General features: G+C 43.1%; 22 protein-coding genes and 1 other RNA gene. 16 read left to right on the forward strand and 7 right to left on the reverse strand.

Annotated elements, in window-relative coordinates; translation table 11 throughout:
- Positions 1 to 203: 203 nt before the first annotated feature.
- On the forward strand, positions 204 to 533 hold the full coding sequence (locus DXZ23_RS06930; RefSeq protein WP_017806164.1) for a hypothetical protein: 330 nt from the start codon (positions 204 to 206) through the stop codon (positions 531 to 533).
- A gap of 590 nt (positions 534 to 1,123) precedes the next feature.
- Here DXZ23_RS06930 and mdh read toward each other — a convergent pair.
- Positions 1,124 to 2,059, reverse strand: coding sequence for a malate dehydrogenase (gene mdh / locus DXZ23_RS06935; RefSeq protein WP_017806163.1), 936 nt, complete (start codon positions 2,057 to 2,059; stop codon positions 1,124 to 1,126).
- Between the two features lie 225 nt (positions 2,060 to 2,284).
- Here mdh and argR point away from each other — a divergent pair, with 225 nt between their 5' ends.
- From argR to DXZ23_RS06985, 10 genes are all read left to right on the forward strand, one after another.
- Positions 2,285 to 2,752 (forward strand): transcriptional regulator ArgR, encoded by a 468-nt coding sequence (gene argR / locus DXZ23_RS06940; RefSeq protein WP_017806162.1) that lies wholly within the window; start codon positions 2,285 to 2,287, stop codon positions 2,750 to 2,752.
- Positions 2,752 to 3,645, forward strand: coding sequence for a TIGR01777 family oxidoreductase (locus DXZ23_RS06945; protein ID WP_017806161.1), 894 nt, complete (start codon positions 2,752 to 2,754; stop codon positions 3,643 to 3,645). The genes argR and DXZ23_RS06945 overlap by 1 nt, the downstream gene beginning before the upstream one ends.
- Before the next feature lie 197 nt (positions 3,646 to 3,842).
- Positions 3,843 to 4,424: an electron transport complex subunit RsxA gene (gene rsxA / locus DXZ23_RS06950; protein WP_017806160.1), complete on the forward strand. Its 582-nt coding sequence runs from the start codon at positions 3,843 to 3,845 to the stop codon at positions 4,422 to 4,424.
- A 1-nt stretch (position 4,425) separates the two neighbouring features.
- Positions 4,426 to 5,019 (forward strand): electron transport complex subunit RsxB, encoded by a 594-nt coding sequence (rsxB, locus tag DXZ23_RS06955; RefSeq protein ID WP_017806159.1) that lies wholly within the window; start codon positions 4,426 to 4,428, stop codon positions 5,017 to 5,019.
- A complete protein-coding gene (gene rsxC / locus DXZ23_RS06960; RefSeq protein WP_103846600.1) occupies positions 5,012 to 7,657 on the forward strand; it encodes an electron transport complex subunit RsxC in 2,646 nt (881 codons plus the stop codon). Before rsxB ends, rsxC begins: the two co-directional genes overlap by 8 nt.
- A 10-nt stretch (positions 7,658 to 7,667) precedes the next feature.
- Positions 7,668 to 8,741: an electron transport complex subunit RsxD gene (rsxD, locus tag DXZ23_RS06965; protein ID WP_017806158.1), complete on the forward strand. Its 1,074-nt coding sequence runs from the start codon at positions 7,668 to 7,670 to the stop codon at positions 8,739 to 8,741.
- Between the two features lies 1 nt (position 8,742).
- Complete coding sequence (gene rsxG / locus DXZ23_RS06970) at positions 8,743 to 9,375, forward strand: electron transport complex subunit RsxG (RefSeq protein ID WP_017806157.1); 633 nt, start codon at positions 8,743 to 8,745, stop codon at positions 9,373 to 9,375.
- The gene (locus DXZ23_RS06975) at positions 9,362 to 10,060 is read left to right on the forward strand and encodes an electron transport complex subunit E (protein WP_017806156.1); all 699 of its coding nucleotides are present in this window, start codon (positions 9,362 to 9,364) and stop codon (positions 10,058 to 10,060) included. Before rsxG ends, DXZ23_RS06975 begins: the two co-directional genes overlap by 14 nt.
- Positions 10,061 to 10,696, forward strand: coding sequence for an endonuclease III (gene nth, locus DXZ23_RS06980; RefSeq protein WP_017806155.1), 636 nt, complete (start codon positions 10,061 to 10,063; stop codon positions 10,694 to 10,696). It abuts the gene before it with no gap.
- A 9-nt stretch (positions 10,697 to 10,705) separates the two neighbouring features.
- Positions 10,706 to 12,073 (forward strand): sodium-dependent transporter, encoded by a 1,368-nt coding sequence (locus tag DXZ23_RS06985; protein WP_017806154.1) that lies wholly within the window; start codon positions 10,706 to 10,708, stop codon positions 12,071 to 12,073.
- A gap of 44 nt (positions 12,074 to 12,117) precedes the next feature.
- Here DXZ23_RS06985 and DXZ23_RS06990 read toward each other — a convergent pair whose 3' ends face one another.
- Together DXZ23_RS06990 and DXZ23_RS06995 are read right to left on the reverse strand one after the other, a co-directional pair.
- Positions 12,118 to 14,046 (reverse strand): ABC transporter ATP-binding protein, encoded by a 1,929-nt coding sequence (locus DXZ23_RS06990; RefSeq protein ID WP_017806153.1) that lies wholly within the window; start codon positions 14,044 to 14,046, stop codon positions 12,118 to 12,120.
- 98 nt (positions 14,047 to 14,144) lie between these two features.
- Positions 14,145 to 14,666, reverse strand: a complete 522-nt coding sequence (locus DXZ23_RS06995) for a gluconokinase (protein ID WP_017806152.1) — start codon at positions 14,664 to 14,666, stop codon at positions 14,145 to 14,147.
- Between the two features lie 275 nt (positions 14,667 to 14,941).
- On the opposite strand from DXZ23_RS06995, the gene DXZ23_RS07000 reads away from it, so the two are divergent.
- The 5 genes from DXZ23_RS07000 (at position 14,942) to cydC (ending at position 21,970) form a co-directional block, all read left to right on the forward strand.
- Positions 14,942 to 16,291 (forward strand): GntP family permease, encoded by a 1,350-nt coding sequence (locus DXZ23_RS07000; protein WP_017806151.1) that lies wholly within the window; start codon positions 14,942 to 14,944, stop codon positions 16,289 to 16,291.
- A 163-nt stretch (positions 16,292 to 16,454) separates the two neighbouring features.
- On the forward strand, positions 16,455 to 17,306 hold the full coding sequence (locus tag DXZ23_RS07005; protein WP_017806150.1) for a co-chaperone YbbN: 852 nt from the start codon (positions 16,455 to 16,457) through the stop codon (positions 17,304 to 17,306).
- 61 nt (positions 17,307 to 17,367) lie between these two features.
- Positions 17,368 to 18,321, forward strand: coding sequence for a thioredoxin-disulfide reductase (gene trxB, locus DXZ23_RS07010; RefSeq protein ID WP_017806149.1), 954 nt, complete (start codon positions 17,368 to 17,370; stop codon positions 18,319 to 18,321).
- 155 nt (positions 18,322 to 18,476) lie between these two features.
- Positions 18,477 to 20,240: a heme ABC transporter permease/ATP-binding protein CydD gene (cydD, locus tag DXZ23_RS07015; protein ID WP_017806148.1), complete on the forward strand. Its 1,764-nt coding sequence runs from the start codon at positions 18,477 to 18,479 to the stop codon at positions 20,238 to 20,240.
- The gene (cydC, locus tag DXZ23_RS07020) at positions 20,240 to 21,970 is read left to right on the forward strand and encodes a heme ABC transporter ATP-binding protein/permease CydC (RefSeq protein WP_017806147.1); all 1,731 of its coding nucleotides are present in this window, start codon (positions 20,240 to 20,242) and stop codon (positions 21,968 to 21,970) included. The genes cydD and cydC overlap by 1 nt, the downstream gene beginning before the upstream one ends.
- Positions 21,971 to 22,001: 31 nt before the next feature.
- Here cydC and ffs read toward each other — a convergent pair.
- From ffs to fadD, 4 genes are all read right to left on the reverse strand, one after another.
- Positions 22,002 to 22,100, reverse strand: an RNA gene (gene ffs / locus DXZ23_RS07025) — signal recognition particle sRNA small type.
- A 272-nt stretch (positions 22,101 to 22,372) separates the two neighbouring features.
- A complete protein-coding gene (locus DXZ23_RS07030) occupies positions 22,373 to 22,843 on the reverse strand; it encodes a PM1805 family lipoprotein (RefSeq protein WP_017806146.1) in 471 nt (156 codons plus the stop codon).
- A gap of 118 nt (positions 22,844 to 22,961) precedes the next feature.
- Complete coding sequence (gene rnd, locus DXZ23_RS07035) at positions 22,962 to 24,116, reverse strand: ribonuclease D (protein WP_017806145.1); 1,155 nt, start codon at positions 24,114 to 24,116, stop codon at positions 22,962 to 22,964.
- Between the two features lie 78 nt (positions 24,117 to 24,194).
- Complete coding sequence (fadD, locus tag DXZ23_RS07040) at positions 24,195 to 25,883, reverse strand: long-chain-fatty-acid--CoA ligase FadD (RefSeq protein ID WP_017806144.1); 1,689 nt, start codon at positions 25,881 to 25,883, stop codon at positions 24,195 to 24,197.
- Positions 25,884 to 25,912 lie beyond the last annotated feature (29 nt).

Raw genomic sequence — 25,912 nt, forward strand, 5'->3', positions numbered from 1 at the left:
CGGGAGGACGGCTCATATCAAAATATAGTATTCTTTTTGGTAGTTACGCAAAAAGAAAGCGGACATCATCAAGATACTCCAACGGCATATATGAAAATGTTCAGTTCACCAATCCTTATGCTTTAACTATAAAAATAACCTAATTTAATTAAACCAACCGCCCTCGTGGCGGTTTTTTTTATCTCAACAAGAGGAAACTACTTATGAAATACATCGAAAAACAAATCGAAGACGCCCGCACAGGGGCGAGCGTGAATTATCACGAAGTAACAGGATTGCAAGTGGACTATCTGAATAACTCTACTTACATCACAATGGCATCTTATGTGTCTAAGGCTAAAAAAGAGGCGGGTAAAGAGGTATTGTCGATCAATACTTTTACTATCCCGAGCGTGCCTGATTGGTCACAAATCCCGTACGAGTGGGCATTATCTGAATTAGTCAAAGCGCAGCCAGAAGATTATGTGCCAGAGGACTATAAGGGCTATGTTAATCCTTATCTCTTTGCAGGTGGTAAGGTTAAAGACAATTAATAATCAAGATGGCCGCATAAAAGTGCGGTCATTTTTTGATAATGAAAGAGAGGGAATTTTAGTTTGACGTAAGTTTGACGAAATGCGTGTAAAAAGGCGAGAAATGTTGATAATTAGGTGGGATAAAATTATAATGATTAGACGATTAGGTCATTGATTTAATTAATAATTATAGATATTTATAACGGATAGGATTCAAAATCCGCCGCCCTTAAAAGCGTGCCGGTTCGAGTCCGACCACTGGCACCAATCCCATCATAGACACTTTCAATTATTATTCCCGATTTTAGGAAAATCAGCATTTTAGTTCTATAATCTCTTTTTATATCCATCCCCTAATAGAGAAAATCATTGTGAATCCTATCTATTCTTGATTTGCATAAATAAAATCTGTGATACTAATCCTGTAGTAAAAATAGTTATATATGATATTCCACTCAACATTCTATCTTATTTCTAAATTTAAATAAGCCTACTCCCGAATCATAGAGAAATAATAAAAAAGCGTGGTTGATAACTCCTTTACCAACCACGCTAATACTTACAGTTAAAAAACACGTTACTCGAATAGAAGTAACATTAATTTAAAACTAGCTATTAATAAATTTCTCTCCTAACTCAATATCCGCACGTAATGTTGGGAGCATTGCTTCTAGGGCGTTTTGTTCAAAGGCACTTAGCTCGCCAATTGGGAGGATTTCTTCCACCCCCTCTTTGCCTAAGCGGACAGGTTGGGCGAAGAAGCGAGCATATTTGCCATCACCCTCAACATAGCTGCACTCCACCACAGTTTCACCACTTAAGCCTTTTACTAATGAACGAGCAAAACGGGCGGCAGCTTGTGCCATAGATAAAGTTGCTGACCCGCCACCTGCTTTGGCTTCCACCACTTCAGTCCCTGCATTTTGGATACGTTTTGTCAATGGGGCGATTTCTTCCTCTTTCCATTCCGCATATTGCACTTGCGACAATAAAGGCAAGATCGTAACGCCTGAGTGTCCACCAATCACTGGTACTGCGGTACGAGAAACATCAAGATTTTTTAACTCAGCCACAAAGGTTTCTGAGCGAAGCACATCAAGAGTAGTCACACCAAATAATTTACGCTTATCATACACCCCAGCTTTTTTCAACACTTCTGCCGCAATCGCAACAGTGGTATTCACAGGGTTGGTGATGATACCGATACAAGCTTTCGGGCAAACTTGAGCGACTTTTTCCACCAAATTACGCACGATACCCGCATTAATGTTGAACAGATCTGAGCGATCCATACCTGGTTTGCGGGCAACACCTGCGGAAATTAGCACCACATTAGCCCCTTCTAGTGCTGGCGTAGGATCTTCACCTGCAAATCCCTGTACTTTTACCGCCGTAGGAATATGGCTTACATCTGCCGCTACGCCAGGAGTTACTGGGGCAATATCATATAATGATAATTCTGAACCTGCCGGCAATTGTAGCTTTAATAACAAAGCCAAGGCTTGACCAATACCACCAGCAGCACCTAAAACAGCAACTTTCATTTAATACTCCTCATTTCTAGCTATAAATTAATCGCCTTGGATTTTAGACTTATCTCATTACAAATTCAAACAGAGAAATTCAATACTGAGATCTAACTCAAACTTTTTGTAAAAAATCTCTCATTTTTAAGACCGCATTTTTTCACGCATTACTTTCAACTTGCATAAAAGTGAATTTTTATGCACAATTTATGCAAAATCATAATCATAGAAAATGTAATCCCAATGGCACAAGAAAAAATTGACAACTTAATCCTCGCCTTTAAAGAACTTTTAGCTCAAGAGCGTTTCGGCTCGCAGGGTGAAATTGTCACCGCCCTGCAAAACTTAGGCTTTAGCAATATTAATCAGTCTAAGGTGTCAAGAATGCTGACAAAATTTGGTGCAGTACGTACACGCAATAGCCGAATGGAAATGGTCTATTGCCTGCCAAATGAATTAAGCGTTCCCACCTCCAGCAGTCCATTAAAAAATTTAGTCATGGATATTGACCATAATGATTTTCTTGTGGTTGTAAAAACTAGCCCTGGGGCGGCTCAGCTTATCGCTCGCTTGCTTGATTCCGTCGGCAAAAGCGATGGCATTCTCGGCACGATTGCAGGTGATGACACGATTTTTATCACCCCCACGGCCGACACCTCCATTTTGCAGTTAATGCAATGTGTTCAAGAGCTGTTTGAGCGTTCATTGTAATGAATATTTTACTCACTGGCGGCACGGGCTTAATTGGCTCTGCCTTGATCCCGCTACTGTTGGCGAAACAACACCAGCTTTGTGTTTTAACCCGTCAAATTCAGCCGCTTCACTTCCCAAAAGGCGTAAAGAAAATCAATGACTTAGCTGAATTTCAACAGTTAAATGATTTTGATGCGGTGATTAATTTGGCAGGCGAACCCATTTTCGATCATCGCTGGACTGCCAAGCAAAAAGCGGAACTTTTCACCAGCCGTGTAAACTTAACCCAAAATCTGACCGCACTTATCAATCGAAGCGACAACCCGCCCCATACCTTTATTTCGGGATCAGCTTCAGGCTATTACGGCGATCATCAAGATCACTGGATCGATGAAAACTCGCCAGCTGGCACAGCTTTTCCCTCACAACTTTGCCAGCAATGGGAAGCTGCTGCTCAACAAGCCAACACCCGCGTTTGTTTGTTACGCACTGGTATGGTGTTTAGCCTTAATGGTGGTGCATTCCCCAAAATGCTAGCATTATACCGTTTCGGATTAGGCGGAAAACTGGGGAGCGGCAAACAATATTGGGCTTGGATCAGCTTGCAAGATATGATCTCAGGCATTCTCTTTCTATTAGAAAATCCACAATGCAAGGGAGCCTTCAACTTCTCCGCCCCACAGCCTATCACGAATCAAGATTTTAACCTACAACTCGGTGAATATCTAAACCGCCCGCATTTTGCCAATGTTCCTGCTTTTCTATTACGCATTTTTTTAGGCGAACGAACCCAGCTATTATTAAACAGCCAGCGAATATCGCCAAAGAAATTACGCGATGCAGGCTTTCAATTCAATATATCAAATTTTCAAGACTTCCTAACTGTAGAATTAAAAAATAAAAATCGTTAAGCCGCCCTATTTAATAGGGTTATGGGGTGGCTGAACAAGCACAAAGTGTGTTACCTAAAATTTTCTATTGTTATCAAGGTGAGAAATGGCGATAATAACAAGCTATATTTTGCTTAATGCTAACATATTTATTTAACCACTGAGCTTTCCACAATACAGAAGAATAACGAAAGAGAAAGCAACGGATAAAAACGCTTATGACCGACTATATTTTACTGATAATTAGTACCGCACTTATCAATAACTTTGTCCTAGTGAAATTCCTAGGGCTTTGTCCTTTTATGGGGGTGTCAAAAAAAATTGAAACCGCCATTGGAATGGGGCTTGCGACAATGTTTGTGCTAACCGTTGCCTCCCTTTGCTCTTACTTAATCGATCATTATTTGCTTACACCATTTAATGGGATTTTTTTACGCACGCTTTCCTTTATTTTGGTGATTGCCGTGGTGGTGCAATTTACTGAAATGGTTATCCACAAAACCAGCCCAACACTCTATCGCTTGCTTGGTGTCTTTTTGCCCTTAATCACCACCAACTGTGCGGTGTTGGGCGTGGCGTTGCTCAATGTAAACTTAGCCCACACGCTTACCCAATCTGTGATTTATGGTTTCGGTGCGTCCTTAGGGTTTTCTTTGGTACTGGTGCTGTTCGCCTCTTTGCGTGAACGCCTTGCTGCCGCTGATGTGCCAATGCCATTTCGCGGGGCTTCCATTGCGTTAATCACCGCGGGCTTGATGTCCCTTGCCTTTATGGGTTTTGCGGGTTTAGTGAGAGCCTAAGATGAGTTTATCCAGTATTTTAATTGCGATTACACTACTTGCGATCATTTTTGGCATTATCCTCGGCATCGCCGCGGTAAAGCTAAAAGTGAAAAGTGATCCCATTGTTGAAAAAATTGATGCCTTACTGCCCCAAAGTCAATGCGGGCAATGTGGTTACCCTGGTTGTAAACCCTATGCGGAAGCCATCGCTCAAGGCGATGTGATCACCAAATGTATCCCTGGTGGGCAGCCTTTAGTGGTGAAAATTGCGGATTTACTCGGCGTTGATGTGCCATCCATCGAATTTGATGAAGAAGATAACACGCCAAAGGTTGCGATAATTCACGAAGATATGTGCATTGGTTGCACAAAGTGCATTCAGGCTTGCCCTGTTGATGCCATTATCGGCACAAATAAAGCGATGCACACGGTGATCCCCGATCTTTGCACGGGCTGTGAACTTTGCGTAGCCCCTTGCCCAACAGATTGTATTTCAATGATAAAAGTCGAAAAAGGCATTGATGAATGGGATTGGAAATTCGATCCCAACTTAGTCATTCCTGTGGTAGAAATCACCGAGAACAAAAGCAAGAATGAGGTGAATAATGGCTGATGAAACCGATGTATTAAACAGATTTAATTCGGGTAGATTATGGGACTTTGACGGTGGCATTCACCCGCCCGAAATGAAATCTCAGTCCAACCAACGCCCTATTCAGCCTGCCATTGAGGTGGATTGCTACTATATTCCCGTCAAGCAACACGCGGGCAATGCGGGAAATTTGCTCGTTCAAGTGGGCGATCAGGTGCTGAAAGGGCAACCGCTGACCCGTGGTGAGGGCTTACGAGCCTTACCCGTTCACGCCCCGACTTCAGGCAAAGTTATCGCCATTTCCCCTTATGTCGCCGCTCACCCTTCGGGGCTGGCGGAGCTCACCATTCAAATTCAAGCGGACGGCAAAGATCAATGGCGAGAACAGCACCCTATTGAGGATTTCCTCTGCCAAACGCCAGCCCAGCTTATCGAAACCATTTATCAAGCAGGAATTGCGGGGCTTGGCGGTGCGGTGTTCCCAACGGCTGCCAAAATTCAGTCCGCCGAAAACAAGGTGAAATTGCTGATTATTAACGGGGCTGAATGCGAGCCTTATATCACCTGCGACGATCGCTTAATGCAAGATTATCCTGCTGAGATCATCGAGGGCATACGCATTTTACGCTATATTTTACGCCCCGAAAAAGTGGTAATCGCCATTGAAGACAACAAACCACAAGCCATTCAAGCCCTCAAACACGCCTTAAAAGGGGCAAATGATATTGAGGTGCGAGTGATCCCCACCAAGTATCCCTCAGGGGCGGCTAAACAGCTAATCCAAGTGCTGACAGGGGTTGAAGTGCCGAGCGGGCAACGTTCCTCAAGCATTGGCGTATTAATGCACAATGTCGGCACCGCCTTTGCGATTAAAAGAGCGGTCATCAATGACGAGCCTTTGATCGAACGCGTGGTAACCCTCACAGGCGATAAAATTCCCCACAAAGGCAACCACTGGGTACGTTTCGGCACGCCAATTTCCGCTCTGTTGCAACAGGTGAGCTATCAATATGACGCCCGTTTTCCCGTGTTTATGGGCGGGCCGATGATGGGCTTTACCCTCCCCCATCTCAATGCCCCCGTAACCAAAGTTACCAACTGTCTGCTCGCTCCCGATCATTTTGAGTATGCCGAGCCTGAGCCAGAACAAGCCTGCATTCGTTGCTCTGCCTGCTCCGATGCTTGCCCTGTGCATTTAATGCCACAACAGCTTTACTGGTTCGCTCGCAGTGAAGATCATCAAAAATCAGAGCAATACGCTCTGCAAGATTGCATTGAATGCGGTATTTGTGCCTATGTTTGCCCAAGCCACATTCCGCTGATCCAATATTTCCGTCAAGAAAAAGCGAAAATTTGGGAAATCAAAGCACAGGCACAAAAATCTCACGAAGCCAAGCTACGCTTTGAAGCACGTCAAGCTCGTTTAGAAAAAGAAGAACAAGCCCGCAAAGCTCGCACGCAACGAGCCGCTGAAGCTCGCCGTGAAGAAATTGCCAAACAGCAAGGCATCGATCCTGTTCAAGCCGCCTTGGAACGTTTGAAAGCGAAAAAACAAAGCGAAGCCGAGCAATCCCCCGAGGTAAAAACCTTTGTTGATGAAAAAGGTCAGCTCCAACCTGATAACGCCGAAATTATGGCACAGCGTAAGGCTCGCCGTTTAGCCCGTCAGCAAGAAGCACAAGGGAAAGCCTTACTCAGCACAGAGGGCAATCTTGCTCCAAATGCGGTAGAGGGAAATCCGAAAAACGAAAGTGCAGTAGAAAAAACGCCTGAAAATCCGACCGCACTTGATCCGAAAAAAGCCGCTATCGCTGCGGCGATTGCCAGAGCGAAAGCGAAGAAACAAGCACAAGCGGGAAATTCCGCCACTGCTGAAAATTCAGAAAAACAAAATGCTGAACTGAGTACGGTAGAGCAAAATACAGAAACAGCAGAAGCAAATACACAAAGCGAAAGTGCGATCGAAAAAACGCCTGAAAATCCAACCGCACTTGATCCGAAGAAAGCCGCTATCGCTGCGGCGATTGCCAGAGCCAAGGCGAAAAAACAAGCTCAAGCGGGAAATTCCGCCACTGCTGAAAATTCAGAAAAACAAAACGCTGAACTGAGTACGGTAGAGCAAAATACAGAAACAGCAGAAGCAAATACACAAAGCAAAAGTGTGGTAGAAAAAACGCCTGAAAATCCGACCGCACTTGATCCGAAAAAAGCCGCTATCGCTGCGGCGATTGCCAGAGCCAAGGCAAAGAAACAAGCCCTAGCGGGAAATTCCGCCACAGAAAATCAGGAAAAGCAAAATACTGAATTGAATACGGCGGCAGAAAATCTTAGCTCGCAAGCGGAAATCAAGGCTTCGCATTCTTTGCAACAGTCCGATCGTACAATGCTTTCGCTAGATCAGAAAAATGCGGTGGAAAATGCACTTAATTCGATTAAAGCGGGGTTGGATACAACGGAGCAGACGATCTCGATGATTCAGGCGACGAGTAGCCCATCGGGTAATGCTCAATCTCGCGTCGCAACACCTGAGAAAGGCGAAACGCAAGAAAAAATGGCTGAAAATCTGACCGCACTTGATGCTAAAAAAGCGGCGATCGCGGCGGCGGTGGCAAGAGCCAAAACCAAGAAACAAGCAAGAGAACAACATATTAAAGAATAAGGGTTTATCAATGTTTAAGATGATGAGTTCGCCCCACACCCATTCGGGCAAATTAACCGCTCGCATTATGCTATGGGTGATTGCGGCGATGCTGCCCGCACTGGTGGCACAAATTTACTATTTCGGATTTGGGGTGTTAGTTCAATCTGCCCTCGCCATTAGCTTGGCGGTGCTACTAGAATTGCTGGTGACCCATTTACGCCGCAAGCCTCGTTTGTTTTACATTCGCGATTTTAGCGTCGTTCTCACGGCATTGATTTTAGCTATGGCGATCCCGCCTTATGCCCCTTATTGGGTGATTTTAATCGGCATATTTGGGGCGGTGCTCCTCGGTAAACACGTTTATGGAGGCTTGGGGCAAAACCTCTTTAACCCTGCGATGGTGGGTTATGTGATTTTGCTGATTTCTTTCCCTGTGCAAATGACAGCTTGGCTTCCCCCTGTGCAATTATTAAACGAACCGCCTAGCCTAAGCGATGCTTACCAGTTGATTTTTCACGGGCTGACAAGCGATGGCTTCACGTTGCAACAGCTCACCAATTCCATTGATGGGATCACCCAAGCCACGCCGTTAGATTCCGTAAAAACCGCGTTGAAAATGAAAATGGAATTGAGCCAGATTAATCAATCGCCGATCTTTACCGTCTCGCCGTTCACAATGGATCTCAATTTAGGGCTAGGCTGGGCGGCGGTGAATCTTTGCTTCCTATTAGGTGGGCTTTTCCTGATTTGGAAAAAAATCATTCATTGGCATATTCCCGCCGCATTTTTGCTTTCAATGTTACTCATTAGCACTTTGCATTGGCTGTTTTCTGCCACTGCCCCAAGCCCGCTGTGGCAATGGTTTAGCGGGGCAACGATGTTCGGTGCATTCTTTATCGCCACTGACCCTGTAACAGCGTCTATCACGCCAAAAGGAAAATGGATTTTTGGTGGGTTGATTGGTTTGTTAGTCTGCCTTATTCGTGCCAATGGAAACTACCCCGATGGCGTCGCCTTTGCTGTGTTATTGGCGAACATTTGCGTGCCATTAATTGATCATTACACCCGCCCCGTGGTGAGCGGGCATAAAAAACGAGGTTAATATGCAAACTGCAAAAATGAGTGGACGTTATGGGCTTCTGCTCGGCTCAGTCGCTTTAATCTGTACCGCACTTTCCGCTGGGGTTTATTTTTTGACGAAAACACCGATTGAAGCTGCAGTGGCCAAGCAACAAGAAGAATTGTTCGCTCAGATCATTCCTCCGAAGGATTACGATAATGATTTGTTAGCGAGTTGCTACAAACCTACTTTTCCGCAAGCACAAAATGTGCGAATTACTAAACTTTGTGAGGCCAAAAAAGCTCAGCAAGCCATCGCTTATCTGTATGAAACCATTGCCCCAGATGGCTACTCTGGCAACATTCGCTTTTTGGTTGGCGTAACCCCTGAGGGGGAAATTTTGGGCGTACGCGTCCTTGAACATAAAGAAACACCGGGACTAGGGGATAAAATTGATTTGCACGTTTCTAACTGGGTTTTGAGCTTCAATCACAAGAAAATTAATAAAACAAATTTATCTCAATGGGCTGTAAAACAAGATGGCGGCACGTTCGATCAATTTACAGGGGCGACCATCACACCACGGGCGATCGTCAATCAAGTCAAACGTTCCGCATTGTTGCTATTAGATTATCTTCATCAGGAAAAGCTGGAGGGGCATAGTGGAAACGACTGAAATAAAAAATAGCGAAAAAACTGACCGCACTTTGATTTCAGAAAAAACGAGCCAATGGCAACTTTTGTTCAAACAAGGCTTTTGGCACAATAATCCTGCGTTGGTGCAACTGCTCGGGCTTTGTCCGTTGCTGGCGGTGTCTAGCTCGGTGAGCAACGCACTAGGCTTGGGACTTGCTACCATTGCGGTGTTGATGTGTACGAATTTAGTTGTGTCGCTCTTCCGCCGCTATATTCCGCACGCCATACGCATTCCCATTTATGTGATGATTATCGCCACCACGGTTACCATCGTGCAATTAATAATGAATGCTTACACTTACAGCCTTTATCAATCCTTAGGGATATTCATTCCATTGATCGTAACCAACTGTATTGTGATTGGGCGTGCGGAGGCCTTTGCGTCTAAAAATAGCCTTTGGCTTTCATTGTTTGACGGCTTTGCGATGGGTGTGGGTATGACTTTCAGCCTCTGCTTGCTTGGGGCGATGCGTGAAGTGATTAGCACGGGCAAATTGTTCATTGGAATGGAAAACCTTTTGGGGGGCTGGGCGAAATCGCTCCATTTGACGTTATTTCAACTTGATAGCCATTTCCTACTCGCCATTTTACCGCCAGGGGCATTCCTTGGTTTAGGCATTATTTTAGCCATTAAAAACGTCATTGATCATAAAAGTAATAAATAGATGAATAAACAAAAACGTATTGAAATTTTAACGCGACTGCGGGATCAAAATCCCCACCCCACCACTGAATTACATTATAATTCGCCCTTTGAATTATTAATTGCGGTGATTTTATCGGCACAAGCCACTGATAAAGGGGTGAATAAAGCCACGGCGAAACTTTTCCCCGTTGCCAACACGCCACAAGCGATTTTAGATCTCGGCGTAGAGGGGCTGAAAAGCTATATTAAAACCATTGGGTTATTTAATAGCAAAGCGGAAAACATTATTAAAACCTGCCGTGATTTAATCGAAAAACATCAAGGAAAAGTGCCTGAAAATCGCACCGCACTTGAAGCACTCGCAGGCGTGGGGCGAAAAACCGCAAATGTGGTGTTAAACACCGCATTTGGACACCCAACGATCGCCGTTGATACTCACATTTTTCGCGTCTGTAACCGCACCAACTTCGCACCAGGAAAAACCGTGTTACAAGTGGAAGAGAAATTGCTTAAAGTCGTCCCTGATGAATTTAAAGCAGACGTGCATCATTGGCTTATTCTGCACGGACGATACACTTGCATTGCTCGCAAACCCCGCTGTGGCTCTTGCATTATTGAAGATCTTTGTGAATACAAAGAAAAAACCGAAAGTTAAAGGTAACTTATGACAACCCAAAAATCTGAACGACAAACTTGGTCAAGCCGACTGACCTACATTATGACGGTGGCAGGAGCAACCGTTGGTTTCGGTGCAACTTGGCGTTTCCCTTATCTCGTTGGGGAAAACGGCGGCGGGGCTTATGTGCTTCTGTTTTGCATTGCAATGATTGTAATCGGTATTCCAATGATCTTAGTAGAAAACGTGATCGGACGACGTTTACGCGTTAATTCCATTGATGCCTTTGCGGATAAACTCACCAGCAAACCGCATTCTAAATATTGGAAAATCATCGGCTATATGGGGCTACTCGGGGCGTTCGGCATTATGGCATATTATATGGTGCTTGGCGGCTGGGTGATGAATTATATCATCAGCCTCATTTCGGGCAGCCTTGATATTTCCACCACTATCACCAAAGACTATGCTAAAACCTTTTATGAGCAAAGTATCAGCAACAGCCCGCTACAAATCGCGGTTTACACCTTTATTTTCGTTGCGATTAATTATGTAATTCTCGCCAAAGGCATCATCGGCGGAATTGAACGCTCTGTGAAATACTTAATGCCGTTGCTTTTTATCTTCCTTATTGGAATGGTAATCCGCAACATTACCCTACCTGGGGCGGCAGAGGGGATTATTTATTATCTCAAGCCTGATTTTTCCAAAATCACCCCGCAACTGTTCATTATGGTACTAGGGCAAGTGTTTTTCGCCTTGAGCTTAGGGTTTGGCGTGCTTATCACCCTGTCAAGCTATCTCAGTAAAGAAGAAAATTTAGTACAAACTGCGGTTATCACAGGCTTCACCAATACGATTATTGCTGTGTTAGCGGGCTTTATGATTTTTCCTTCGCTCTTTAGCTTTGGCATTGAACCAAATGCAGGCCCAACCCTCGTATTCCAAAGCCTGCCGATCGTATTTTCCCATTTATGGGCAGGACGAATTTTTGCGATTATTTTCTTTAGCTTACTGTTGATCGCAGCTCTAACCACCTCAATCACCATTTATGAAGTGATTATTACCTCACTACAAGAAAAACTTAGAATGCGTCGCGGAAAAGCCATTCTTTTAACCTTAGGAAGTATATTCCTTTTCGGCAACATTCCGTCAATTTTAAGTGATAGCCTACTAAAAGATTTCACCATTTTTGGCAAAAGCATTTTCGATGCCTTTGATTATGTGAGTGGAAATATTCTCTTTTTACTCACTGCACTTGGCTGTGCCATTTTCGTGGGTTTTGTTCTCAAAGATGAGGCGAAAAAAGAACTGTCAAGCAACCCTAATTCAACGTTTACTACAATTTGGTTTAATTATGTGAAATATGTTGTACCTTTAATTATTGTAGTAATCTTCATTAGTAACTTAATCTAACAAAAAAGGGCAGAAATTCTCTGCCCTTTTATTTTATATCGCGTTTACCCCACCATATTTTTCTTTTCTTCCAATTCTTCCCAACGCAGAAACGCCATTTCAAGTGCTTGTTCCGCTTCGGCGAGTTGTTGCAGTTTGTCAGAAGTGTACTGATGATCTTGCTGGAAAAAATTGGGATCAGATACTTCCTGTTGAAGTGCGGTGATTTTTTCTTCTAGTTTTTCTAATTGCTGCGGTAGCTGTTCTAGCTCACGTTGTTCATTGTACGACAATTTTACGGGACGATTTTTATTCGGCTTATAAGAAACTTTCTCCAATTCCGCCGCACTTTCATTTTTCGGTGTTTTTTCCGCGTTCGCTGCTTTCTGAGCGAAATAATTGGCTTGCTGCTGTTTTGCGTCAAAGAAGCCACCGACATATTTATTAATCACGCCCTCGCCCTCAAACATATAGCATTCGGTCGCGGTGTTATCAATAAATTGGCGATCGTGGCTCACAATCAGCAACGTGCCTTGGTAGTCCGTAAGCAATTCTTCAAGCAACTCTAAGGTTTCTACATCAAGATCATTGGTGGGTTCGTCCAAAATCAGCAAATTATTTGGCTTGAGCAATAATTTAGCTAACAATAAGCGGTTGCGTTCCCCGCCCGACAGGGCTTTCACTGGCACCATCGCACGCTTTGGGGGGAATAAGAAATCTTGCAAATAGCCTAAAACGTGGCGTTTCACTCCATTCACTTCAATATCTTGCTTGCCGTCTGCCACATTATCCATCACGCTTTTCTCGGGATCGAGATCGGCTCGGTATTGGTCAAAATAGGCGATGTCTAATTTTGTTCCGCACTTAATCCGCCCTGAAGTGGGCTGAATTTCCCCCAGTAATAGCTTGATTAAGGTGGTTTTACCAATTCCATTTGCACCGACGAGGGCGATTTTATCCCCGCGTAAAATGGTGCTAGAAAAATGAGAAACCAGCTTTTTACCCGCAATTTCATAGCTGACATCTTCCAATTCAAACACAATTTTGCCTGAACGCGTGGAATTATCCACTTGCAATTTTGCCCCGCCAAGCACTTCGCGACGTTGCTGTCGCTCCATTCGCAAGGCTTTTAATGCTCTCACTCGCCCCTCATTGCGGGTACGTCGAGCTTTAATACCCTGACGAATCCAAACTTCTTCCTGTGCTAATTTTTTATCAAACAGTGAATTTTGCAAGGCTTCTACGCGTAAATTTTCTTCTTTTTCAATAAGATATTTGCCATAATCGCCAGGATATGACACTAATTTGCCGCGATCTAAATCCACAATGCGGGTTGCCATTTTGCTGATAAATACACGGTCGTGAGAAATAAAGATGATCGAACCTGCAAAATTAAGCAAGAAATTCTCCAACCATTCAATGGCTTCCACATCAAGGTGGTTGGTGGGTTCATCCAAGAGCAACACATCGGGATCACAAACCAACGCACGAGCCAAAGCGGCTTTACGCAACCAACCGCCTGAGAGTTCCGACAATGGCATATTCGGCTGAAGCCCTAATTTTTCGAGGGTTTCGCGGATTTTATTTTCAAATCGCCAACCATCGGCGTGTTCTAACTGCGATTGAATTTCTGCCAAGCGGTTTAATGTACTGTCGTGATATTCTTGCTCTAATAAATCTGAAGTGCGGTGATATTCTTTCAATAAATCTGCTAAATGAGCGATCCCCTCCGCTACATAATCAAACACATTCCCCTGTGCATTACGCGGTGGATCTTGTTCTAAACGTGAGATAACAAGATCTCGCTCAAACTGCAATCGCCCATCGTCCATCACCATTTCGCCGGCGAGAATTTTCATTAATGTAGATTTCCCCGCTCCATTGCGACCAACAAGACACACCCGCTCCCCCGCTTCAATAAAAAGATCAGCGTGATCTAACAATGGGTGATCGCTGAATGATAAATAACCATTGGTTAAGCTAATAAGTGCCAAAATTATTCCTTACTTTTAATGCAAATAATGGGTATTTTAACAGGTCTTGAGGGGATTGAGTAGAAAGGAAAAGTGCGGTATTTTTCAACCGCACTTTTTTATAACAGCGGTTTGAGTGCGTTTACGCAACGTTCTACCACCTCATTAAAAGAACCATCAATATCGATATGGATCACATCGGGTTCGTCAGCTTGTGGGGTTTCGAGTGTGTCAAACTGGCTTTTAAGCATTTCTGTTTTCATATAATGCCCTTTACGCTGTTTCATTCTTTCTAAAACTAGCTCAAAGCTGCCTTCTAAAAAGAGAAATTTTACGTTTTCATTTCCCGCACGAATGCGATCGCGATACTTTTTCTTTAATGCCGAACAAATGATAATGCCTACTTCACTTTTCTGTTCAAGGCTAAATGCAGCATCATTAATTCGTTCTAACCAAGGTGCACGGTCTTCATCGTTAAGCGGTTGCCCACTTCCCATTTTGATAATGTTCGCACGAGGATGAAGATCATCGCCGTCAATAAGTTTTAAACCTAAACGATGACATACTTCTGTGCCAATAGAGGTTTTTCCCGTACTAGATACCCCCATTAAAATAACACTTTTACCTTTTGCTTTCTCCATTTTAATTCCTATACTCTGAATTTCATTTTATTTTACTAACCATAACAAAAAATCAGAATTAGAGTTACTGGTAACATTGCATTCTGTGATCATTATCACAAATTTTTAACAAGAATAGGGATTTTCTTCCTAATTATTTGAATTTAGTTAGAGATTTAACTAATAATATGCGGAACTATTTTACCTTAATGAAATAATTGTTATGTTACGGGTAAATTAGCCATTCGTTCTTGCCTTTGGTAAAGAAATTAAGAATCAAATATTAAGGATATTGTATGTTGATTTTCACACTAATTGCTTCCGTATTACTGTTGCTTTTATTGATTATGAAATTCCGCGTTCACGCATTTGTGGCATTAATTATTGTGAGTTTACTCACAGCCTTAGCAACAGGCGTACCATTCAACCAAATTCTACCTACCCTTACAAAAGGTTTTGGCGGCACATTAGCCTCTGTTGCATTATTAGTGGGTTTAGGGGCGATGATCGGGCGTTTGCTTGAAATCACTGGCGGTGCAAAAGTCTTAGCAGATACGCTCATTAATAAATTTGGTGAGAAAAACGCACCTTTTGCATTAGGCGTTGCCTCTTTGCTCTTTGGCTTCCCGATTTTCTTTGATGCGGGCTTAGTGGTAATGCTGCCGATTATCTTTAGCGTAGCCAAACGCTTTGGCGGCTCAATATTACGTTATGCGTTCCCTGCGGCTGGGGCTTTCGCTGTAATGCACGCCTTTGTTCCCCCTCACCCTGGCCCTGTTGCGTCAGGCGATTTATTAGGGGCAAATATGGGCTTATTAGTCATTGTCGGGCTAGGCTGTGGCATTCCCACTTGGTATATCGCCAGCTATTTATTTAGCCAATATTTAGGCAAAAAAGTGATGGTTGAATTGCCAAAAGCCTTCCTTAACGCTAATGCCATTAATGAAACTGCGGTGCAAAATCCACCAAGTTTTGGTAAGATCATCACCATTTTACTATTACCTTTAGTATTAATTTTATTCGATACAGGGCTAAATACCCTTTCTGTAACAGGCGTAGTTGATGGCTCACAAACTTGGGTTCAAGCCTTACGTTTATTAGGCAAAACGCCCGTTGCTCTGTTAATCACCTTGCTTGCTACGATTTTATTACTGAAAGATCAACGCAGTAATGAACAAATTGAGAAAATTTGTGATAACGCACTCGGTCCAATCTGCTCCATTGTTCTCGTAACTGGGGCTGGCGGTATGTTTGGCGGCGTATTGCGTGCCAGTGGCATTGGTGATGTGCTTTCCTCAATGTTAGCGGACACAGGTATGCCCGTGATTGTCGCCGCCTTTATTATTTCAATGGCGTTGCGTGTGGCACAAGGGTCTGCAACGGTAGCATTAACCACCACCTCAGCACTCATCGCTCCAACTATCGCTGCCACAACAGGGTTAAGTCAATTCGATTTATGCTTTATTGTAATCGCCATCGCCTCAGGGGCAACGGTGTTCTCACACGTTAATGACAGCGGTTTCTGGCTAGTTAGCCGTTTTTTAGAAATGGATACCAAAACCACATTAAAAACCTGGACAGTGCTAGAAACATTAATTGGTTTTACTGGCTTCGCTTTTGCGTTGGTGGGAAGTTTCTTGCTGTAATCACAAATCGTCGTTTGATTTCAACATAATGTTGCCTTATTTGAAAACTTAAACGACGATAATCTATTTTATAAACTGCGGTGGTTTTAGAAAAAGTTTTCCAAAAACCACCGCACTTTTGTTACAATCTATGACAATTTTTGTAACTCAAATTGGAGTGAAAATGAGCCATTATATTCTTGATATTACCGAGCAAAATCTCACTGAGGTTTTACAGCAAAGCCAGCAAATGCCGTTGGCATTGGTGTTTTATGCACCGAGCCACGCGGATTCCCTTTCTTTTACTCAAGTGCTTGAACGCTATGTGGACAAATACCAAGGGCAATTTGTGTTAGGCAAGATCAACTGTGAAACAGAGCAAATGGTCGCCGCACAGTTCCGCATTCAAGCCTTGCCGACAACCTATTTATTCAAAGAAGGGCAAGCCCTTGATGCGTTCCAAGGGGCATTAGATGAGGCTACCTTAGAACAGCATTTAAGCCTGATTTTACCCAAAGAAGAAGAGATCAAATTTAATCAGGCGTTAGATTTTCTCAGTGTGCAAAATTACGATGCTGCATTGCCGTTATTAAAAGAGGCGTGGGAGGCTTCGGAGCATAAAAATAGCGATATTGCCTTGCTTTATGCGGAAACCTATATCGCGATGAAAAAAGTTGAACCCGCTCAGGAAATTTTAAATCGCATTCCCTTGCAGGATCGCGATAGCCGTTGGCAAGGGTTACAAGCACAAATTGAATTATTAATTAAAGCAGCGGATACCCCAGAAATTCAGCAGTTACAGCAAGATTTTGCGAAAAATCCAAGCCCTGAAATTGCCTTAAAACTGGCATTACAACTTCACCAAGCCCATCGCAATGAAGAAGCCTTAGACTTATTATTTAGCCTATTAAAACAAGATCTTACGGTGCTGAATGGCGAAGTGAAGCAGGAATTTTTATCGATTTTAGCGGCGATTGGCAACAACGATCCGATTACCAATAAATATCGCCGATTACTGTATTCGTTGCTCTATTAATCGCTTTAAGATCGCAAAAAGGTATAATATCTCGGCGTTTTCACTTATTAATTAGGAATTTATGTCAGAAATGAAACATTGCAAACTACTTATTTTAGGCTCAGGCCCTGCGGGCTACACGGCAGCGATTTATGCCGCTCGAGCCAATTTAAACCCCGTTTTGGTTACAGGTTTACAACAAGGCGGACAGCTCACTACCACCACAGAAATTGAAAACTGGCCAGGCGATTTTGGCGACACCACAGGCCCAGAATTAATGCAGCGAATGCTACAACACTCAGAAAAATTTGATACGGAGATCATTTTCGATCACATTCACCGTGTAGATTTATCTTCGCGTCCTTTCAAACTTTACGGTGATGTGCAAAGTTTTAGCTGTGATGCGTTAATTATCGCCACAGGTGCTTCCGCTCGTTATCTTGGTTTACCCTCAGAAGAAGCGTACAAAGGGCGAGGCGTGTCCGCTTGTGCCACTTGCGATGGCTTCTTTTATCGTAACAAGCCCGTCGCGGTGATTGGTGGAGGAAACACCGCTGTTGAAGAAGCCCTTTATTTAGCTAATATTGCTTCAGAAGTGCATTTAATTCATCGCCGAGATAGCTTCCGTGCGGAAAAAATCTTGGTGGATCGTTTATATAAAAAAGTGGAAGAAGGAAAAATTATCCTCCATACCCACCGCACTTTAGAGGAAGTGCTTGGCGATAATATGGGGGTAACGGGGCTTTGCTTAAAAGATACGCAATCCGAGCAAACGGAAGAGCTTAAATTAGACGGACTATTTGTCGCCATTGGACACGCGCCCAACACCGAAATTTTCGCCGATCAGCTGGAATTAAATAATGGCTATATTGTGGTGAAATCAGGTTTAGAGGGCAATGCTACTGCCACGTCTGTAGAGGGTGTTTTTGCAGCGGGTGATGTGATGGATCATAATTACCGTCAGGTGATCACCTCAGCAGGAACGGGCTGTATGGCTGCCTTAGATGCGGAACGTTTTTTAGATAGCCAAGCCTAATCGCGGGCGGCACATTAGATAGTCGTTTTGATTAAAAATAAGACAAAGCGTTGCTCCGCCAATAGCAAGAAGCAACGAAATATGATGTTGCAATCAAACGACTATCAAATGAGGCACAGCTCTTCTTTTTATTTTTACCTCAACCTTAACGCATTATGGATAAAGCTCGCCAACGGCATTTACAAAAATGGTTGCGAACGCAACAACAACCAATAAAAAAATTACTCGGGCTGAATATTTTACTCGCCAGCCTCTCATCTATCGTTCTTGTTGCTCAAACCTATGTACTGGCAACACTCTTACATCAGCTCATTATTGAGAAAGCCCCAAAACAGGATCTCATCGGTTATTTTATCGCCTTAATTTTTGGCTTTGCTTTGCGGGCGGCAATCCTGTGGTTACGCGAACGCTTAGGCTTTAAGTGCGGTCAAAAATTGCGCCATTTTATCCGCCAACAGATTTTTGCTAAGCTCCATCAAGTTGGACCTGCAATGATCAATCAAAAACCCGCGGGAAGCTGGGCAACCATAATGTTGGAACAAGTGGAAAACTTGCATAATTTTTATGCCCGCTATTTACCACAACAAGCCCTTTCGGTCATCGTTCCACTGATTATTTTAATTGCGGTGTTTCCGCTCAACTGGGCTGCGGGGCTAATTTTATTACTCACCGCCCCTCTCGTGCCGATTTTTATGATCCTCGTTGGCATTGCCGCGGCAGACAGCAGCCAAAAAAATATGCAAACTTTGGCGAAACTGAGCGGGCAGTTTTTAGATCGCTTGCGTGGGCTGGAAACCTTGCGTCTATTTAATAAAACTCAAGAACAAACCGAGCATATTGAAGACGCCACCGAAGCCTTTCGTGAAACCACAATGGACGTACTGAAAATGGCGTTTTTATCCTCTGCGGTTTTAGAATTTTTCACCTCCATTTCCATTGCTTTAATGGCGGTGTATTTCGGGTTTAACTATCTGGGCGAGTTGGATTTTGGATCTTATGGCACGCCAATTACGCTGTTTATCGGCTTTTTCTGCCTTATACTCGCCCCTGAGTTTTATCAGCCCTTGCGTGATCTCGGCACTTATTATCACGATCGTGCAGCGGCAATCGGAGCAGCAGATGCCATTGTGGAATTTCTGGAACAACCAAGCCTAAACGCACCAGAAAACGCTCCACAAGATTTTCACCCCAATGAGGCGATTGCCATTACCGCACAAGATCTTGTAGTGCTATCACCACAGGGCAAGCCACTCACTCAACCTCTGAATTTTCATTTACCTGCGAACAGCTACACCGCTTTAGTCGGGCAAAGTGGTGCGGGGAAAACCTCGCTCATCAATACCCTACTCGGCTTTTTAGACTATCAGGGCAGTTTAAAAATCAATGGCATTGAGTTGTGCGAAATCCACAAAACTCAATGGCGTAATGCTATTGCTTGGGTAGGGCAAAACCCATTGTTACTGCAAGGTAGCATTCGAGAAAATTTATTACTTGGTGGTATCAATGCCAGTGAAAATGCCATTCGACACGCCCTACAACAAGCCCAAGCGGCAACATTCACGGAAAAATTGGAGCTGGATAGCGAAATTAAAGAAGGGGGCATTGGGCTTTCTGTTGGGCAGGCACAACGTTTAGCCATTGCACGAGCCTTGTTGCGTCCGCGTCATCTTCTCTTGCTTGATGAGCCTACCGCTAGCCTTGATGCACAGTCTGAAAATTTGGTGCTTTCCGCCTTGCAAAAAATCAGCCGTGAACAAACCACATTGATGATTACGCACCGCATTGAAGATCTTAAACAATGTGATGCCATTCTCGTAATGCAACAAGGGCAGATTGTTCAACAAGGCAATTTTGCCACGCTACAACATCAGGGCTTTTTTGCCGAACTTCTGGCTCAACGTAAACAGGATATTAACTAATGCGAACTCTTTTGCCATTTTTACGTTTATTTAAACACGCCAAATTTGTGCTGTTTTTAGGCTTACTACTAATGATAACGGGGCTTGCCGCCAGCATTGGTTTATTAACCGTGTCGGGCTGGTTTCTTGCCGCTACCGCTCTTGCGGGTGCAGGAAGTTTATTTAACTTTTTCTATCCCTCTGCCACCGTGCGAGGGCTGGCAATCGGGCGGACGGTCGCACGTTATTTTGAAAAAATCGTTACGCATGATGCCACATTTAGAATCCTTGCTAAATTGCGTGTGCAAGTGTTCAAAAAAATCATTCCGCTTAGCCCTGCGGTATTAAATCGTTATCGTAATAGCGATTTGCTCAATCGTTTAGTGGCTGATGTGGATACATTAGATAGCCTTTATCTTCGCCTACTTGCCCCATTTACCAGTGCGGTGGTTGTAATCGGCTTTTTAACGCTCGGCTTGAGCTTGTTTAATCTCACTTTAGGGCTTTCCTTTGGTGGAATTTTGTTGGTGTTGGTCTGTGTTATCCCCACATTGTTCTATCATCTGGGCAAAAAATTCGGTCATCAGCTTACCCACGCACGGGCGGCATATCGCACGCAATTTGTCGAATTTATCCAATCTCAAGCGGAATTATTGCTGTTCAACGCGGAACAACCGCTTAAACACAAACTTGATGCCACTGAACAGCAATGGCAACAATTACAACAAAAAGAAGCCAATTTAAGCGGATTTTCCACCGCACTTATGCTATTGGCAAACGGGCTTTTACTGGTATTTACGCTATGGTTCGCCGCCGATGCGGATTTTGGCAATGATCAATATAGCCCTGCGATCATCGCGCTTTTTGCCCTCGCCTCATTAGCAGCCTTTGAAATTCTAATGCCTTTAGGTGCAGCTTTTCTGCATATCGGGCAAGTGATGGCGTCCGCACAACGCATTACGGACATCACCGACCAAGCCCCTTTAGTGCAATTTCACGGAGAAAAAACGCTTGAAAAAAGCACCGCACTTTCTATTAAGCTGCAGGATTTGTTTTTTACCTATCCCGAACGTCAAGACATTGCGTTAGAAAAGATTAATCTTGATATTCCGCAAGGCAGGAAAATTGCGATTTTAGGCAAAACGGGAAGCGGAAAATCTACCTTATTACAGCTTTTAGTACGAAATTATGCTCCTACACATGGCGAAATTTTCCTTGCGGATCAACCGATTGAAAGCTATACAGAGCCGAGTTTGCGTGAGCAAATTTGCTTTTTAACTCAGCGAATCCATATTTTTAGTGATACCTTACGCAATAATTTACAACTGGCAAATCAGCAAGTCATTCAAGATGAAGCGATGATCGAGGTGTTAAATCAAGTAGGATTAGGTAAATTATTAAATCAAGAAGAAGGCTTAGATTTGTGGCTTGGCGATGGCGGTCGCCCTCTTTCTGGTGGGGAACAACGCCGCTTAGGTTTAGCACGTGTATTGTTAAATCAAGCCCCCATTTTATTGCTTGATGAGCCGACCGAAGGATTAGATCGCGAAACAGAACGCCAAATGTTGCAACTGATTCTCAACCGCAGCAAAGACAAAACCTTAATGATGGTAACCCATCGCCTGACCGCGATAGAACAATTTGACTGCCTTTGCGTGATTGACGAAGGAAAGCTCATCGAACGAGGAGATTATCAAACATTGATAACAAAAGAAAATGGATTTTTCAGGCAATTAGTAGAACGTATCTAGGAAAAAACGGAGAAAAGCAAGCTGGGCGGAAACCTTCCCAGCTTAATCTCGGCACACGAAAAATCTGACTTTGGCTGCTTTCTTCCGAACCTGACCGAGTAAACCAGACCTCGTTGCGAGGAACCGAGAAGGTTTCCATAACACTTATTTTCCTGTAGTGGGAAAATAAAACTCGTGCATTATGCCTCAAGTATGATCGAATTGCAAACCTTTCAAATTAAAGGGAGATTTAACTGATTAAATAACGCACGTTACCAAGGTTTAAAACAAAATAAGAGAAAATACAAGCTGTATACTGCATAAATGATGTTTTGATAAGATATGGCATTGCACAGTGTTGAATTCAAAGGCAAATAAAAAACCGCTGGTGTAGCGGTTCTTTAAGTGAAAATATACTACTAATTATTGCGTTTTTTTACCATACTTCTCTGCATATTCTGCTTGAAGCTTTTGTAGCTCTAGTGTAGCTTCAGTTGCTTTTTGAGTTTTTTCTTCAACTAATTTCTGAGTTTCCTCTGTAGGATTAGTGATTAACTTCAAGCCATCTTTCGCAAGTTCAGAAGACAATGACAACACAAATTTCATTTTATCTTTTAACTCATTGATTTCTTTACTATTAATGTCTAATGAGTCTAAACTTTTCTGTACTTCAGCATTTCTAACGCTTAAAGCATTCATTGCTTCTTCAATTTGCTTAATATCGCCAGTTGCCAATTTTTGTTCGTACTCTTGCTGAAATGCAAGCTGACTTTGCTGATTATTGGCACTCCATTCAACCAATTTTTGATAATCGGCTGCTGGATCGCCTTTATTACAAGCAACTAAAAAAAACGTAAAAATAATAGTGGCACCAAATTTAATGATTTTATTCATTTTATTTTCTTCCTTTAAGTAATTATTTAATAAATATAACTAGAATGAAATTAGTTAACTTTCCTCAAGTGGAATTGATTATTCTACCCTTGATCAAGGGCAATTGCCAAGTATATAATCAAAACTCTTGCAAAGTTTTATATAAAATATCACCGAACTCCTTTCTCCACCCTTTTAATAAATTGGGCAATTGATTGGGATCTTGCTCTTTTATCCAACACCATTTCATTAAACTTTCTAATCCTCGCTTACTTGCAATCACATCCATTGGCAATTCAGCCGGCGTGATTTCTTTTAATTTTTGTTGCAAAGCCTTAAGCCCTGGACGATAACGCGGATCTTCCATCAATCTAACAATTCGAGGAGGATACAGCTCTTGCGGTATTCCTTTCGCTTTATCAACAATTTGCAATATTTTTTTTCCATTATGTCGGACTTCCATTGGCAATAATCCCAATGCCAGCAATTCTGAAGTATGCTTAGGACTATGTTTAGCGACTTGCCATAAATGCTCACTTTTAATAATGAAATTTAGTGCAACATCTCGTCTAATTCCTTCTTGTAAACGCCACTTTGCGAGCAATTTTAACGTCATTAGCTCCGCTTCATTGAGTTTCCACGCATTCGGAATATCCAAATAAGCAAATTCTTCCGACTTCGCCTTCTGGCAGTTTTCTAATAACATTTCACATTCATTCAACATCGCACTTTGCCATACCGTTTGAACTAGATACTGTTGCATTTCTTCATAAAGGAGTAATAAATACCATACATCCGCTGCGGCATAATGTAATTGCGTATGAGACAAAGGGCGGGAAAGCCAATCTGTGCGTGATGCACCTTTATCAAGTACTAACTCAAAATAGTGCTGGATTAAACTGGCAAAGCCCATTGAATGTCCGAAACCGAGAAATTGGCTGATGACTTGCGTATCCACTAAAGGCGTGGGTAACTGTTTGAAATAATGATGAAAAATTTCTAGATCTTCTTTGCACGCGTGTAGCACTTTCAGCACATTTTGATCGGCAAGCAAAGCGATGAAAGGAGAAAAATCCGTGATCGTGAGCGGATCAATTAAGCTCACTTGCTCTCCGTCATAAAGTTGGATCAAGCCTAATTTGGGATAATAGGTTCTGGTGCGGATAAATTCGGTATCCAGTGCTACCACCTTACATTGACGTGCTTGAGAGCAAACTTTCTCCAATGCCTGATCGGAATCAATAATTTGAAAGTGCGGTGCGTTTTTTAGCTCTTTTTTTATTGGCTGAGTCATTGTTAATGTTCTTTTAGGTTAAAGAAAAATAGGCGAACCTTCGTCCGCCCTCTTTGACTGTTCAAGATTAATTGACGCTTAATTCGCGGGGCGTTTTGCCAATTCTTCTTCACGCAAGACGCGGCGTAAAATTTTTCCTACGTTAGATTTTGGCAATTCATCACGAAATTCAATCTCTTTCGGCACTTTATAGCCAGTGAGATGTTGGCGGCAATGTTGGCGAAGCTCATCACGGGTCAAACTTTCGTCTTTTTTTACCACAAACACTTTGATGGTTTCACCCGATATTTCATTTGGCACGCCGATCGCCACCACTTCTGCCACTTTATAATTGAGCATAATCACATCTTCAATTTCGTTAGGGTACACATTAAAGCCCGATACAATAATCATATCTTTTTTGCGATCCACAATCCGCAGGCTATAAGATTCGTCCATAATCACGATGTCCCCTGTGGCGAGCCAGCCGTCTTTCAGCACTTCTGCGGTGGCTTCAGGGCGTTGCCAATAACCTTGCATTACTTGATCGCCTTTTACCCAAAGCTCACCCGCTTCGCCTAATTGGGCTTCTTCGCCATTCTCTTTGAGAATTTTAATATCCGTATTTGGCACAGGCACGCCGATCGTGCCGTTATGCTTCACCACATTAATCGGGCAAGCGGCGATGAGCGGTGAACATTCTGTCATTCCGTAACCTTCGATAATGTTACAGCCTGTGGTTTCGTGCCAGCGAGTCGCGACAGATTGCTGTATCGCCATTCCACCGCCTACGGACAGTTTCAGTGATGAGAAATCTACTTCTTTGAAATTTTCATTATTTAACAAGGCATTAAATAAGGTATTCACGCCAGTAATCGCGACAAAGCGGTGCTTCTTCATTTCCTTCACAAAGCCGTCAATATCCCGTGGATTAGTGATTAAAATCGCGGTAACACCTAATTCAATAAACAATAAGCAGTTTACTGTTAAGGCAAAAACGTGATAAAGCGGCAAGGCAAGAATGGCTTTGCGTTCTTTGCTATGATCACCAACGAAAGGATAAGCAATCCATTTGGCTTGAAAAACATTGGTAATAATGTTGTGGTGCGAAAGCATAGCGCCTTTTGCCACGCCTGTTGTTCCCCCTGTATATTGCAGAAAGGCGAGATCATTGGCAGAAATCTGCGGGCGGACATATTGGCGGAATTTCCCCACAGCTAGCACTTCACGGAAGGTAACCGCGTGTGGCAATTTATATTTTGGCACGAGCTTTTTAATGTATTTCACCACGAAATTTACCAGCGTGCGTTTACCAAAAGAAAGCTGATCGCCCATTCGGGTTAAAATAACGTGTTTCACTTCTGTATTGAACACCACTTTTTCAAGGGTTGAAGCGAAATTTGACACCACCACAATGGCTTTCGCCCCGCTGTCTTGGAGCTGATGTTCTAGCTCTCGCGGAGTGTAAAGCGGATTAACGTTCACCACCACCATTCCCGCTCGCAAAATGCCGAACAGGGCGATAGGATATTGCAATAAATTAGGCATCATTAATGCCACAGGATCGCCTTGTTGCAACTTTAATTCATTTTGCAAATAGGCAGCAAAAGCTCGGCTGCGTTCTTCCAGTTTACGAAAGGTTAAAACTTGCCCCATATTAATATAAGCAGCACGATCTGGGTGTTCACGCACGGCTTTGTCGAACATATCTAAGATATTTTCATAGGCAGAAGTGTCAATATGCTTTTCCGCACCTTCTGGATAATTGATAAACCAAGGCTTTTCCATTTGTTATCCTTTTTCTCTTGGGTTAAATT

This window comes from Avibacterium paragallinarum (genome assembly GCF_900450705.1).
GTDB classification, from domain to species: Bacteria; Pseudomonadota; Gammaproteobacteria; order Enterobacterales; family Pasteurellaceae; genus Avibacterium; species Avibacterium paragallinarum.

Bases quoted from the DNA above. Each gene is read 5' to 3' on its own strand.
- argR (WP_017806162.1), top strand. From the start codon at position 2,285: ATGGCACAAGAAAAAATTGACAACTTAATCCTCGCCTTTAAAGAACTT.
- DXZ23_RS07030 (WP_017806146.1), bottom strand. From the start codon at position 22,843: ATGAATAAAATCATTAAATTTGGTGCCACTATTATTTTTACGTTTTTT.
- cydD (WP_017806148.1), top strand. From the start codon at position 18,477: ATGGATAAAGCTCGCCAACGGCATTTACAAAAATGGTTGCGAACGCAA.
- DXZ23_RS07005 (WP_017806150.1), top strand. From the start codon at position 16,455: ATGAGCCATTATATTCTTGATATTACCGAGCAAAATCTCACTGAGGTT.
- DXZ23_RS06945 (WP_017806161.1), top strand. From the start codon at position 2,752: ATGAATATTTTACTCACTGGCGGCACGGGCTTAATTGGCTCTGCCTTG.
- rnd (WP_017806145.1), bottom strand. From the start codon at position 24,116: ATGACTCAGCCAATAAAAAAAGAGCTAAAAAACGCACCGCACTTTCAA.
- rsxB (WP_017806159.1), top strand. From the start codon at position 4,426: ATGAGTTTATCCAGTATTTTAATTGCGATTACACTACTTGCGATCATT.
- DXZ23_RS06985 (WP_017806154.1), top strand. From the start codon at position 10,706: ATGACAACCCAAAAATCTGAACGACAAACTTGGTCAAGCCGACTGACC.
- rsxG (WP_017806157.1), top strand. From the start codon at position 8,743: ATGCAAACTGCAAAAATGAGTGGACGTTATGGGCTTCTGCTCGGCTCA.
- DXZ23_RS07000 (WP_017806151.1), top strand. From the start codon at position 14,942: ATGTTGATTTTCACACTAATTGCTTCCGTATTACTGTTGCTTTTATTG.
- rsxA (WP_017806160.1), top strand. From the start codon at position 3,843: ATGACCGACTATATTTTACTGATAATTAGTACCGCACTTATCAATAAC.
- cydC (WP_017806147.1), top strand. From the start codon at position 20,240: ATGCGAACTCTTTTGCCATTTTTACGTTTATTTAAACACGCCAAATTT.
- trxB (WP_017806149.1), top strand. From the start codon at position 17,368: ATGTCAGAAATGAAACATTGCAAACTACTTATTTTAGGCTCAGGCCCT.
- rsxD (WP_017806158.1), top strand. From the start codon at position 7,668: ATGTTTAAGATGATGAGTTCGCCCCACACCCATTCGGGCAAATTAACC.
- DXZ23_RS06930 (WP_017806164.1), top strand. From the start codon at position 204: ATGAAATACATCGAAAAACAAATCGAAGACGCCCGCACAGGGGCGAGC.
- mdh (WP_017806163.1), bottom strand. From the start codon at position 2,059: ATGAAAGTTGCTGTTTTAGGTGCTGCTGGTGGTATTGGTCAAGCCTTG.
- nth (WP_017806155.1), top strand. From the start codon at position 10,061: ATGAATAAACAAAAACGTATTGAAATTTTAACGCGACTGCGGGATCAA.
- fadD (WP_017806144.1), bottom strand. From the start codon at position 25,883: ATGGAAAAGCCTTGGTTTATCAATTATCCAGAAGGTGCGGAAAAGCAT.
- DXZ23_RS06995 (WP_017806152.1), bottom strand. From the start codon at position 14,666: ATGGAGAAAGCAAAAGGTAAAAGTGTTATTTTAATGGGGGTATCTAGT.
- rsxC (WP_103846600.1), top strand. From the start codon at position 5,012: ATGGCTGATGAAACCGATGTATTAAACAGATTTAATTCGGGTAGATTA.